The organism is Winogradskyella sp. J14-2, assembly GCF_001971725.1.
GTDB lineage: Bacteria > Bacteroidota > Bacteroidia > Flavobacteriales > Flavobacteriaceae > Winogradskyella.
In genome coordinates this window covers 523,630-536,798 of sequence record NZ_CP019388.1, presented here as the reverse complement: position 1 = coordinate 536,798, position 13,169 = coordinate 523,630, and the positions used below count along the sequence as shown (strand labels likewise).

Genomic DNA, 13,169 nt, shown 5'->3' with positions numbered 1-13,169 from the left:
CTTAGTTATGCAATACATTCCAAATATTCTTTTTTTAATCATCTTGGCATTAGGTATTGGGTACTTTACACTCAATATAAAAAAGCTAATCCGCAACATTAAGCTGGGTAAAGCTGTTGATGCGACCGATAACAAAGGCGAACGTTGGCGTAATATGGCCAGAATTGCGCTTGGCCAAAGTAAAATGGTAAAACGACCAATCGCAGGGTTTTTGCACATTGTTGTTTATGTAGGTTTTATTATTATAAATATTGAAGTATTAGAAATTATTATCGATGGTCTTTTTGGTACACATCGTGTTGGTCTTAAGGTTTTACCAGAATCGGTATACGGTTTTTTAATAGGTTCGTTTGAAATTTTGGCAGTACTAGTTTTAGTGTCTGTGGTTATATTTTGGTTGCGACGTAACGTCATAAAACTAAAGCGTTTTCTAAGTTCAGAAATGAGCGGCTGGCCAAAGAACGATGGTAACATTATTTTATATTTTGAAGTGGTGCTTATGTGCTTGTTTTTAATAATGAATGCTACAGATACAACGTTTCAGAATTTAGGCCATGGCAATGTTGTTTCACAATTTATAGCACCTTGGTTTGGAGATAATCCAGATACTTTACACATTATAGAGCGTACCGCATGGTGGCTACACATTGTGGGTATACTAATTTTCTTAAACTACCTGTATTATTCTAAACATTTACATATTCTTTTAGCATTTCCGAATACCTATTTTGGCAGTGTAACGCCCAAAGGCAAATTTAACAATCTAGAAGCTGTTACTAAAGAGGTAAAGTTGATGATGGATCCTAATGCAGATCCGTTTGCCGCAGCACCAGAAGGAGCAGAAGATGAAGTGCCAGCAAAGTTTGGTGCAAGTGATGTTATGGATCTAAACCAAATTCAACTTCTTAATGCCTACACCTGTACCGAGTGTGGTCGTTGCACCTCTGCTTGTCCCGCCAATCTCACAGGTAAAAAACTGTCTCCTCGAAAGATTATGATGGATACACGCGATCGTCTAGAAGAAGTAGGAAAGAATATAGATGCCAATGGTGGAGAATTTAAAGATGATGGCAAACAATTACTAGGAGATTATATTACTAATGAAGAGCTTTGGGCATGTACCACTTGTAATGCTTGTGTAGAAGAGTGCCCTGTGAGCATTAATCCGTTATCTATTATTTTAGATATGCGACGCTACCTTGTAATGGAGCAAAGTGCAGCACCTATGGAGCTAAATAACATGATGACCAATATAGAAAACAATGGTGCACCTTGGCCTTATAACCAAATGGATCGTTTAAATTGGGCTAAAGAAGACTAGAACGTTGATTCGTTTAAGCGTTTAATTTGCTTTTGATTCAATATATAAACGATTAAACGATTCAACTCATAAAAAATAAACATCTAAGAGATGAGCGAAGAACTAAAAGTGCCAACAATGGCAGAGTTTATGGCAGAAGGTAAGCAACCAGAAATTTTATTTTGGGTTGGTTCTGCTGGTAGTTACGATGATAGAGCGAAAAAAATATCAAAGGCTTTTGTAAAAATTCTACACAAGGCCAATGTAGCGTTTGCTGTATTGGGTGAGGAAGAAAGTAATACAGGCGATGTTGCTAAACGTGCTGGTAATGAGTTTTTGTTTCAGATGCAAGCCATGATGAATATTGAAATTCTTAATGCTTATGAGGTGAAGCGCATTGTTACCTGCGATCCGCATTCTTATAATTGTATTAAAAACGAATATCCTAGTCTTGGCGGTAACTATGATGTGGTACACCATACCCAATTTATAAAAGAATTAATAAGTTCTGGTCGTCTAACTTTAGAAGGAAACACCTACAAAGGAAAGCGTATTACATTTCATGATCCATGCTACTTAGGTCGTGCCAATAGCGAGTATGACGCACCAAGAGATGTTCTTAAACAAACCAATGCTAACCTTATTGAGATGAAACGCCACAAATCTACAGCTTTATGTTGTGGTGCAGGTGGTGCCCAAATGTTTAAAGAGCCCGAAAAAGGGAATATGGATATCAATGTGCTTAGAACAGAAGACGCTCTAGAAACCAAGCCAGATATTATTGCCACAGGTTGCCCATACTGTAATACTATGATGACCGATGGTGTAAAAGCCAAGGAAAAAGAAGGTGAAATTTCGGTATTGGATATCGCCGAGTTGATTGCCAATTCATAAATTTATTATATGCTCGTAGATTTTGATACATTACCAGACGAATCACGCGTTTGGATATACCAAGCTAACAGAAGTTTTTCTGAAGAAGAAATAAAAGCTTTAACCTCTAAGCTTAAAACTTTTATAGAAGCCTGGACGGCACATGGTAAAGATTTACAAGCTGGCTTTAAGATTGTCTACAAGCGCTTTATCGTTATTGCTTTAAATCAAAATCTTAACATGGCTACAGGTTGCTCAATTGATGCATCTGTACATTTTATTCAACAGTTAGAAAAAGACTATAATGTCGATTTAATGGATAAGATGAATGTGTCCTTTAAACAAGGGGAATTCATTGCCTACAAACCATTAATGGACTTCAAAAAAATGGCTAAAAATAATTCTGTATCCAAAAATACCATTGTTTTTAATAACCTAGTCACTAATATCGCAGAGTTTAAAGACAATTGGGAGGTACCAGCAAGTGAAAGTTGGCACAGTCGGTTTATTAAATAAATCTTCAGATTGAAGCATCCTCAATAAAAGTACTATAAAATTACAATATATGAACTGCTAATAATTTTCTTTTTTAAGAAAGAATGTTCATTTTTACACTAACTTATTTAGGAACTTAAATTCTCTAATTCGTCATTCTAAATTCGTAAATCGTCAATAGAACGTGGGCACAGATATTTTCTTATTAAATATTTCAGGACAAGATAAACCAGGCTTAACATCGTCTTTAACCAATGTTTTGGCAGCCTATGATGCTAAGATTTTAGATATTGGTCAGGCTAATATCCACGATACCTTGTCATTAGGTATGATGTTCGAAATAAAAACCGGAAAAAAATCAGCAGCAGTCCTAAAAGACTTATTATTTAAGGCTTATGAATTAGGTATTACAGCAAAGTTTACACCAATATCCTTAGAGAATTACGAGCACTGGGTAAGTATGCAAGGAAAGGATCGGTATATCGTTACCATTTTAGGCGAAAAACTAAAAGCAGAGCAAATTTCTGAGGTCACCAAAGTTATATCAGAAAAGAACCTGAACATAGATTCCATAAAGCGATTAACCGGTCGTACATCTTTAGTAAAAGAAGAAGAGTACCCTAGAGCATCAATTCAGCTTTCCATTCGTGGTAAACTCGATGACAAGTCTGAGTTTACATCAAGATTTATGGATATATCGCATGCGTTGGATGTTGATATTGCTTTTCAGGAAGACAGCATGTTTAGGCGTAACCGTCGTTTGGTGTGTTTTGATATGGATTCAACCTTAATCCAAACTGAAGTTATAGATGAATTGGCAGAGCGCGCTGGAGTTGGTAATGAGGTAAAGGCTATTACAGCGTCTGCCATGCAAGGGGAAATAGATTTTCAGGAGAGTTTCAAAAAACGTATGAAGCTTTTAGAAGGACTCAGTGAAGCTGTTTTAAAGGATGTTGCAGAAAATTTACCAATTACCAAAGGCGCAAAACGACTTATAGATACGCTTCATTATTACGGTTATAAAACTGCAATTTTATCTGGCGGATTTACTTATTTTGGGCACTACCTTCAAGAAAAATTAGACATAGACTTTGTGTATGCCAATACGTTAGAAATCAAAGATGGTGTACTTACAGGTGGTTATGTTGGTGACATTGTTGATGGTTATAAAAAAGCCGAGTATCTTCAATTATTAGCGGATAATATGGGTATTGATATAGAGCAGACTATTGCTGTAGGCGATGGCGCAAATGACTTACAAATGCTCAATTTAGCAGGTTTAGGTATTGCGTTTCATGCTAAGCCAAAAGTTAAGGATAATGCCCAGAACTCCATTTCTAGTATTGGTTTGGATGGTGTGCTCTATTTACTGGGTTACCACGACCGTCATATAGATTTGGTGTAACTATGTATTACTGTTAATTATACGGTTTATAAAACTATCCTAAAGTCTTTTTACTTCTTATTAAATATGCTATTTTGGCATAGTATTCGTTATTAAAATTACAAACGAGAAAAGATTGATGTATGCGATATTTGTCCCTTATTCTAATAGCTTTTTGTGTTCAGATTAGTATTGCCCAAGAAGCAACTCCTAATCCATTATTAACCAAAGATACAGCGCAACAACAAAAATGGGTAGATAGTATTTACAATGCTATGACCTTAAAAGAGCGTGTAGGTCAGCTTTTTATGGTTCAGGTATTTTCAAAAAATAATGAGAAGGTTAATAATAAAATCGTCGATTTAATAAAAGAGGAACACATTGGAGGTGTTATTTATTCTAATGGTGGATCATACCGTCAAGCCAAATTAAATAACCTTTTGCAAGCAACATCTAAAGTGCCTTTGTTGGTGGGTATGGATGCAGAATGGGGTTTGAGTATGCGCTTAGACTCTACGTATGCGTTTCCGTGGAATATGACGCTAGGAGCTATTAAAGATGATAGTTTGGTAGAACAAACCGGAAGACAAATCGGTGAGCATTGCAAACGTTTGGGTGTACATTTTAATTTTGCACCAGTTGTGGATATCAATACCAATCCCAAAAACCCAATCATTGGTAATCGTTCATTTGGTGAAGATAGAGACAATGTTACAGCCAAAGGATTAGCATTTATGAATGGTATGCAAAGTGCAGGAGTTTTGGCAAATGCCAAGCATTTTCCAGGTCATGGTGATACCGAAGATGATTCCCATAAAACCTTACCAACGGTTTCCTTTAGTGAAAAACGAATAGATTCTATAGAACTGTATCCTTATAGAAAGCTCATAAGCGAGGGTTTGTCTAGCGTTATGGTTGCGCACCTCAATGTTCCAAGTTTAGAAAAAAGACGAGGTTTTCCATCGTCCTTATCAAAACATATTGTTACAGATATTCTTAAGGGTGAATTAGGTTTTAAAGGTTTAATTTTTACAGATGCCTTAACCATGAAAGGTGCTGCAGATTATGTAGAAAAAAACGTTGATGGTATTACAACTAGTGTAATTTCTAAAGGTGGCGAAATTGATTTAATGGCATTTTTAGCAGGAAATGACGTCTTGCTAATGTCTGAAGACCCTGAGAAAGGCATAGAAAGGATTATGGAAGCTTACGAGGATAAGAAAATAAGCGAAGAGCGATTGTCACATTCTGTTAAGAAGATTCTGATGGCAAAGTACAAGGTTGGTTTGCATAATTACTCACCAGTGGGTCTGTACGGTCTAGCTAAGGACTTAAATAGACTTGAAGACGACGTACTTTACGAAACCCTTATGGAGAATGCTATTACTGTGGTGAAAAATAAAGATGATGTACTGCCACTTAGAGACCTGCAAACCAAAAATATAGCTTATGTAGAATTAGGAGACGCAAGTGGATCAGCCTTTTACAACGAATTAAAAAAATATACTAAAGTACATCACATAAAAGGAGAAAAATTAGACGAAATTATGACCAAACTACAGAATTATAATACTGTGGTAGTTGGGTTTCATAAATCTAATGACAACCCTTGGAAAGCTTATGAATTCTCACAAAAAGAGTTAGCATGGCTATACGAAATTGCTAGAAGCACTACTGTAATCTTAGATGTATTTGCAAGACCTTATACATTAAACGATTTACGCTCTGTAGAAAACATAGAAGCCATTGTAATGAGTTATCAGAATAGTACTATCGCTCAACAAAAATCGGCTCAGCTTATTTTTGGCGGAATAGGTGCAAAAGGCAAGTTACCTGTAAGTACTGGTGAGTTCTTCCCTGTAGGTACAGGCTTAACTTATAATGCGCTATCTAATCTTAGTTACGGTTTACCAGAGCGTGTTGGTATGGATTCTAAGCTTTTAAGCAGAATAGATTCTGTTGCCAATCATGCTGTTAACAATAGAATGACTCCTGGTATTCAACTTTTGGTAGCTAGACGTGGAAAAGTTATTTATAACAAGAATTTTGGTTATCACACCTACTCTAAGAAGAACAAGGTAGACTTTGATGATATTTATGACGTAGCATCTTTAACAAAAATTATTGCGACGCTTCCTGTACTTATGGAATTAGAGCAACAAGGTTCCGTGTCATTAGATTCAAAGCTAGGAGATTTACTTCCAGCGTATAAAAAGTCTAATAAAAAGAACATTACTTTAAAACGAATGTTATCGCATTATGCGCAGTTAAAACCTTGGATTCCTTTCTATTATGCAACTTTAGATACTGTTACAAAGAAACCAGATCCTAAATATTACAGAACAAAACGTTCTAAGGATTTTAATATAGAGGTTACCAACACACTCTTTATGCGCAACGATTACAAGGACTCTATACAAGAAATTATAAAGGAGAGTGATTTACTTTCAAGATTGCGTTATCGTTATAGTGATCTGCCATATTACATCCTTAAAAACTATCTGGAAGGCTTTTATGATAAATCTTTACACGAAATAACTCAAGATCGTTTCTACAAGTCATTAGGTGCAAATTACACCACATACAACCCAAGAAAAACGTTTAGTCTAAAAGACATTGTACCAACTGAAGTGGATAGCTATTATAGGTATAAAAAGGTTCATGGTTATGTGCACGACATGGGAGCCGCTATGCAAGGAGGCATTGGTGGCCATGCTGGTGTTTTTAGTAATGCCAATGATGTGGCAAAGATTATGCAGATGTACTTACAAAAAGGATTTTATGGTGGAAAACGTTACTTTAAATCCGAAACTATAGATAAGTTTAACACCTGTTATTATTGCGAAAGTGATAATAGGAGAGGTATAGGCTTCGATAAACCACAATTAGGTGAAGAAGGTCCTACTTGCGGTTGTATCTCAATGACTAGTTTTGGGCACTCTGGTTTTACGGGTACTTATGCTTGGGCAGATCCTGAAGAAGAAATCGTTTACGTGTTTTTAGCCAATAGAACTTATCCAGAGGCTGGCAAGAATTTATTGCTTAGAGAGAACATCAGAACCGAAATTCAGCGACTCATTTATGAAGCGATTATAGATTAGTGCTATACGTTAAAAAGTGCTAAAAGTTACTTTGTACCAATTCAAATCTGCTAACTTTAACACGTATTATAAATTTGTAAGGATTTAAAAAGATCCAAGACTTTATACATATTAGCTTTAATCATTCAAAAGTTTTAGATGAAACATCCATGATTAATCATAGATTGTACAGCAAATATGATAATAGGATGTTCCATGTGCCCATTAAAAAAATGTCTGCTATAAAGCAGGCAATAAATATTAACACATGAAAATAGGAATTGTTTGTTACCCAACATTTGGTGGTAGTGGTGTAGTAGCTACAGAATTAGGTTTAGAGCTCTCTAAACGCGGTCACGAAATTCACTTTATAACCTATAGTCAACCAGTACGTTTAGAGTTGTTGAGCAATAATGTTCATTTTCACGAAGTCCATGTTCCTGAATACCCTTTATTTCACTATCAACCTTATGAGTTGGCATTGTCTAGTAAGTTGGTAGATATGGTGCAACTTTATGGTATAGAGTTGTTGCATGTACATTATGCGATTCCACATGCTTACGCAGCCTATATGGCTCAGCAAATGCTTTTAGAAAAGGGAATTCATATTCCTATCGTTACCACACTTCATGGCACAGATATCACACTAGTTGGTAGTCATCCGTTTTATAAACCTGCGGTAACCTTTAGTATTAACAAATCTGATGCCGTTACTTCGGTTTCAGAAAGTTTGAAAAAAGATACCTTACGACTTTTTAATATTAAAAAAGACATTAGTGTAGTGCCAAACTTTATAGATCTAGAAAAGCATGTAAATGGATTTACGGATTGTCAGCGTGGCATGATGGCAGAAGATGAAGAGTTTATCATTACGCATATTAGTAATATGCGCGAAGTGAAGCAGATACCAGATGTGATTAAGGTTTTTTATAATATTCAGAAAGCGTTACCAGCTAAGTTAATGATGGTAGGTGAAGGCCCAGAAAAAGAGACCGCTGAAATATTGGCTGAAGAATTGGGTATTAGTGATAAGGTTATTTTCTTTGGAAACAGTAACGAAATAGACCGTATCCTATGCTTTAGTGACTTGTTTTTACTACCATCGCAAACCGAAAGTTTTGGTTTAGCAGCTTTAGAAGCTATGGCAAGTGGAGTGCCAGTAATATCTACTAATACTGGTGGATTACCAGAGGTAAATATCGATGGATATTCTGGTTATCTAAGTGATGTTAATGCTGTAGCAGATATGTCAGCCAACGCCATTAAGATACTTAAAGACCCAGAGACGTTAAAGACGTTTAAAGCTAATGCCAAAGCACAATCTAAGAAGTTTGATATTCACGCTATTGTACCACAATACGAAGCCATCTACGAAGAAACCTTATATAAGATTTTGGTTACTAAATAGAAGGGTGAGATTCTGAAACGAGTTCAGAATGACAAATTAGATAAGTATGCATTATTAATTAGACCAAACCGCGTAACGTTCTCTGCGCAACTCTAAAGTGATTGCTTTCTCGGCTACTATAGCATCTTTTCGTGTTAAAAAAGGATCTATATGATTATAAAGACTTGGCCTAAGATACAAGCCATATTTTTCTACAATATTAGACGATAGTTTGTGTCCTTTTTTGTTTCTGTAACCTGTTTTGTGTTGTTCAAAACGTTCTTTAGGGCTTTTACTTGTCATACCAACATATAAACACTCTAATACACCATTGTATTGCGGATTAGCATTTCTAAACTTGGCATTTTCTGTAAATACACGCTTAGAAAGTTCTACAACATAAATATGATAAAGCGTTTTTGGCATGTTTTTAAAATGGAAAATTTAAGGTTGACGGAGAATTTTTTCCATTTTTCTACCTTTTGCTAATTCATCTACGAGTTTGTCTAAATACCTGCATTGTTGCGTGGTAGTATTGGTTATATCTTCAACTCTATAACCGCAAATAACACCTTTTATGAGATGTGCATTTTCATTAAGGTTGGCATTCTCAAAAAAGTCTTTAAAGTTGACTTTCTGCTCAATAAGTTCATTGAGTTTGTTTTCATTGTAGCCAGTAAGCCATTCAATGACTTCGTGGAGTTCTTCCTTGGTTCTGCCTTTCTTTTCTACTTTGGTCACGTAATGCGGATATACAGAGGCAAAACTCATATTAGCGATACGCTCGTCGTGGTGGCTGGTGTCAGATTTACTCATTTTATATTTTTTTTGTGAAAAAAGGTAGTTTTTAGGTAGTTGCGTTTATTGGTTGGGCTATGAGTAGTTGCGTGGGTTAGCACTTAACTTTGCAAGAAATTAAATTGAAAAAAGCTTGGAATTTAGCTTAGTTCATTGTTGTGCTTTCGTTATTTTTTCTTACTCTTTTTCATTCTCTTTAATCAACATATTCCTTAATTCCTTAAGAAACATCTCTACATATTGATAGGTAATTATTCTTTCTTCAGAATAAAGGAATCGTTGGTTGAGCATATTTTCAAACTTTCTGTTCTGAAACAATACATCATAATTAGATGCTTCTAATTTAGAATCACCAACTTTTTCTTTATGTAGCTTTTTAAATCGAAAGGGTATATTTCGCATGTTCACATTATCGTATAAAAACGGCACTAAATAATTATCCTTATCCTCGTTTAGGTTCTTTTCACGTTCATTAATGAATTCTACCTGACCTATAAATTCATATAATTTACTTTTCAGAGAATCTGAATTAATTAGTGAAATTTCACCATTGTCTCTGGCCTCTAATAAAGGATTAAGATTAAAGCTTAATAGATAGTCTCTAGTAGCCCATGAGAGCAAACTGTCTATTTCTGAGTTTGTACCTTCGACTGGTGATTCTCCAAACATACTCATAAGTGTTGTTAAACTTTTTTTTATGTTCTTAGCATCGTCAATCCTATAGGTTATGTTCTCAATATCCCTATTGAGGGCTTGTTTTAAGCGTTCGACTAACAGCCTGGATGTCATCTTCTGTTTTCGGTTTTCATTCCAATTATTGATTTGTAATGCAATTAAAATACCAATAACCACTAAAAAAATTTCGCCAACGGCATAAAGTGCATATTTTGAAATCCTATTTTCTGCCAAAAGTCGTTGACGAATCCTTCTAAAAAATTTAATCATGGTGAAATTTCATTATTAATGTGATTTTTTAATTCTACCATATATTTTGAACTTACGGCAATAGTCTGCTTGCTATTGATAGCTCTGCCATTTATCTTCATAAGAAAGCGTAAAAATTCCTCTTTTTGAAATAAATCCTCAGGAAATTTAGAATATACCTCAATCTTACCATCTACCATTTCGGTATACGGTTTATCTAAAAAAGACAGTAAAGTTGCCACGTCCTCTTCATAGTCTTGGCTAGCATACTCTATGAATGCGTTGAAGATTGGTAATCTAAAATCATAAAAATAGACCAATGCATTTCTCAAACTGTCATTAGAAATTTTATCCAGTCCTGAAGATTTTAAGGCTTCATACGGTCCCGTATTAGACTGAAGGTTGATGCCTGTTCGTAAACCGTACCACCGTGTTCTTCCATCACTTTTATAAAGTGAATCTTCAAAAACACCTTTTTCGTGAACAAGCGTTAGGAATACGCCAGAGGCTGAGTCGAGTCTTTCCATGCGATTTTCTAACATTTTATAATAATCAATATCCGATTCTAAGGCTTTTTCTATCTCTGTGAGCATTTTCATCTCAAATGTGCGCTCTTTTTTAGCTTCATTCCAGTTGTTGATTTGTAGAGCGATAAGAATACCTATCACTACGAGTAAAATCTCACCAAGGGCATATTTTAAATATTTTCCAGTTTTACCTTCCGCAATCAAGTTTTGTCGAATTTTCCGAAAGAATTTTATCATTGGTTAGTGGTTGGTTATAATGAAGCACAACGTCTAGGATATGAATCTGTTTCAATGATTTATATCCACCGATAAGCGAAGTTAATTTTTTATTTTTTGAAAATCAATATATTACAGTTTGCACTATCAATATGTTATTAACACAGCAAAGGATTCCTTATTTTTAACCTTATGAAGACTTTAGAAAATTTTACAGCAGCTTTTTCATCTTTTGCTTGGGGTTTACCATTGCTAATTCTTTTAGTTGGTGGCGGATTGTATTTATTAATTCGTTCGCAGTTTATTCCATTTCGATATTTAGGACATGCTATTAGTGTGTTGAGAGGTAAGTATGATAATCCAAATGATGCTGGTGAAATTTCACATTTTAAAGCTTTAACAACAGCATTATCTTCCACAATTGGCATGGGTAATATTGCAGGTGTTGCTTTAGCGATTTCAGTTGGTGGACCTGGTGCTATGTTTTGGATGTGGATGAGTGCTATCGTTGGGATGAGTACTAAATACTTTACATCGACATTGGCGATTTTGTACAGAGGGAAGGATAGTAATGGAGATATACAAGGTGGGCCTATGTACTTTATTACTGAAGGTCTTGGTAAACACTGGAAATTCCTGGCGGTTTTATTTAGTGTATTTGGGATGTTAGGTGCATTACCAGTGGTGAATGTCAATCAGTTAAAACAAGCCATTAACGATATTATATTAAGACCTAATGGAGTAGAGGTGTCTTTTGGCAGTAACCTTATCATTGCTATTATCTTGGTCATCGTTACAAGTTTTGTAATTCTTGGTGGTATACAACGCATTAGTCGTTGGGCTTCTAAAATGGTACCTGCTATGGTAGTACTGTACTTTGTATTGGTGTTGATTATTCTTGGTGTTTATTTAGAAGAAGTCCCAAAATATCTATCCTTGATTATTACAGATGCTTTTGCAGCAGATTATTTTCCAAAAGATAAACCTTTTTTAGGAGGTGTTTTAGGAGCATTGATTTTGCATGGCATTAAACGCGGTGCATTTTCTAACGAAGCTGGTCTCGGAACAGCACCAATGGCACATGGCGCAGCAAAAACTGCCGAGCCTGTAAGGGAAGGATTAGTGGCTATGATCGGCCCTGTTATAGACACCTTAATAGTTTGTACACTCACTGCACTAGCAATTTTAGTTACAGGTGTTTGGCAAACCACAACAGACAATGGTGTTAGTCTTACAGCATCTGCCTTTGAGCAAGCTTTACCGTATGGTCAATACTTATTAATGGTTTGCGTATTTTTCTTTAGCGTGTCATCGCTGTTTAGTTATTCGTATTATGGTACTAAATGTTTGTCATTTTTAATAGGTGCCGATAGAAAGCACTACTACAACTATTTCTACATCCTCAGTATAATCCTTGCCGCAACAACGCCTTTTGAGGTAATGATAAACTTAATAGATGGTGTATTTGCATTTATGGCGTTTCCAACTATGGTGTCTACCATTCTGTTGGCACCAAAAGTACTTAAGGAATCTAAGCGCTACTTTACTAATTTAAAAAACTTAAAAAGCTAGAAGGTAGTTGAGGTCTTTTATTAAAATTAACAGTCTTCATTAAAAGCTGTTTTTTATTAAGAAATATTTTATTTTTTAATCTATTTATTAATTGTTTTGTAATAATTTAACTAATTATTGTAGATATTATTGTTAATTTGATATATTTATGCTAAATTAATATATATGAAAATTGATCTTTGTCCTAATTGTGGTTCTGACAATTATGTAAAAAGTGGAATTGTTAATAACAGGCAACGTTTTAGGTGTAAATCTTGCAACTATAATTTTACTGTAAATAAGTTAGGTAAAAAAATTGACGATTACTACGTTAATAAGGCACTTCAGCTATATTTAGAAGGATTAACGTATCGTGAGATTGAGCGCATATTAGGGATTTCTCACGTAAGTATTTTAAATTGGGTTAAGAAATATAATATTAAAAGGCCTTACAATTCAAAATACCATCCCACATATAAAATTCTCAACGCTAAAGAGCTTGCCAATTACTTTTCAAATGCTCAAAACTTATCTGGTGCTGGCACCCTTGTTACTGAGTTGGGGGATAAGTTTATGCTTATAAAATGGGAGCGTTTTCGAGATTAAGATATACATAATTAACAGAAAGATATAT

12 protein-coding genes are annotated in these 13,169 nt (G+C 35.0%); 8 read left to right on the top strand and 4 right to left on the bottom strand.

The annotated features are described in order from the left end of the window. The first annotated feature begins 7 nt into the window (after positions 1-7). The 6 genes from BWZ20_RS02505 (at position 8) to bshA (ending at position 8,540) form a co-directional block, all read left to right on the top strand. Entirely contained in the window at positions 8-1,321 is a 1,314-nt protein-coding gene (locus BWZ20_RS02505; RefSeq protein WP_076615789.1) for a (Fe-S)-binding protein, read from the top strand. A gap of 90 nt (positions 1,322-1,411) precedes the next feature. Beyond that, a complete protein-coding gene (locus BWZ20_RS02500; RefSeq protein ID WP_076615786.1) occupies positions 1,412-2,194 on the top strand; it encodes a (Fe-S)-binding protein in 783 nt (260 codons plus the stop codon). Between the two features lie 9 nt (positions 2,195-2,203). Then, complete coding sequence (locus tag BWZ20_RS02495; protein ID WP_076615783.1) at positions 2,204-2,689, top strand: ABC transporter ATPase; 486 nt, start codon at positions 2,204-2,206, stop codon at positions 2,687-2,689. A gap of 163 nt (positions 2,690-2,852) precedes the next feature. Continuing rightward, on the top strand, positions 2,853-4,073 hold the full coding sequence (gene serB, locus BWZ20_RS02490) for a phosphoserine phosphatase SerB (protein WP_076615780.1): 1,221 nt from the start codon (positions 2,853-2,855) through the stop codon (positions 4,071-4,073). A 122-nt stretch (positions 4,074-4,195) separates the two neighbouring features. Beyond that, on the top strand, positions 4,196-7,153 hold the full coding sequence (locus BWZ20_RS02485; protein ID WP_076615777.1) for a glycoside hydrolase family 3 N-terminal domain-containing protein: 2,958 nt from the start codon (positions 4,196-4,198) through the stop codon (positions 7,151-7,153). 247 nt (positions 7,154-7,400) lie between these two features. Beyond that, the gene (gene bshA / locus BWZ20_RS02480; protein ID WP_076615775.1) at positions 7,401-8,540 is read left to right on the top strand and encodes an N-acetyl-alpha-D-glucosaminyl L-malate synthase BshA; all 1,140 of its coding nucleotides are present in this window, start codon (positions 7,401-7,403) and stop codon (positions 8,538-8,540) included. A 54-nt stretch (positions 8,541-8,594) separates the two neighbouring features. Here the strand turns inward: bshA and BWZ20_RS02475 are convergent, their stop codons facing one another. From BWZ20_RS02475 to BWZ20_RS02460, 4 genes are all read right to left on the bottom strand, one after another. Then, positions 8,595-8,945, bottom strand: coding sequence for a ribose-5-phosphate isomerase (locus tag BWZ20_RS02475; RefSeq protein WP_076615772.1), 351 nt, complete (start codon positions 8,943-8,945; stop codon positions 8,595-8,597). Positions 8,946-8,963: 18 nt separating this feature from the next. Further along, positions 8,964-9,335 carry a DUF2200 domain-containing protein gene (locus BWZ20_RS02470; protein WP_076615769.1) on the bottom strand — a complete coding sequence of 124 codons (372 nt, stop codon included), beginning with the start codon at positions 9,333-9,335 and terminating at the stop codon, positions 8,964-8,966. Positions 9,336-9,494: 159 nt separating this feature from the next. Then, positions 9,495-10,262, bottom strand: a complete 768-nt coding sequence (locus BWZ20_RS02465) for a DUF6090 family protein (RefSeq protein ID WP_076615767.1) — start codon at positions 10,260-10,262, stop codon at positions 9,495-9,497. Beyond that, entirely contained in the window at positions 10,259-11,005 is a 747-nt protein-coding gene (locus BWZ20_RS02460; RefSeq protein WP_157358302.1) for a DUF6090 family protein, read from the bottom strand. Before BWZ20_RS02460 ends, BWZ20_RS02465 begins: the two co-directional genes overlap by 4 nt. A 171-nt stretch (positions 11,006-11,176) precedes the next feature. Between BWZ20_RS02460 and BWZ20_RS02455 the strand changes: the two genes are divergently transcribed. Together BWZ20_RS02455 and BWZ20_RS02450 are read left to right on the top strand one after the other, a co-directional pair. Next, positions 11,177-12,556, top strand: a complete 1,380-nt coding sequence (locus tag BWZ20_RS02455) for an alanine/glycine:cation symporter family protein (RefSeq protein ID WP_076615760.1) — start codon at positions 11,177-11,179, stop codon at positions 12,554-12,556. Positions 12,557-12,721: 165 nt separating this feature from the next. Beyond that, the gene (locus BWZ20_RS02450; protein WP_076615757.1) at positions 12,722-13,141 is read left to right on the top strand and encodes a terminase gpP N-terminus-related DNA-binding protein; all 420 of its coding nucleotides are present in this window, start codon (positions 12,722-12,724) and stop codon (positions 13,139-13,141) included. The last annotated feature ends 28 nt before the right edge of the window (positions 13,142-13,169 follow it).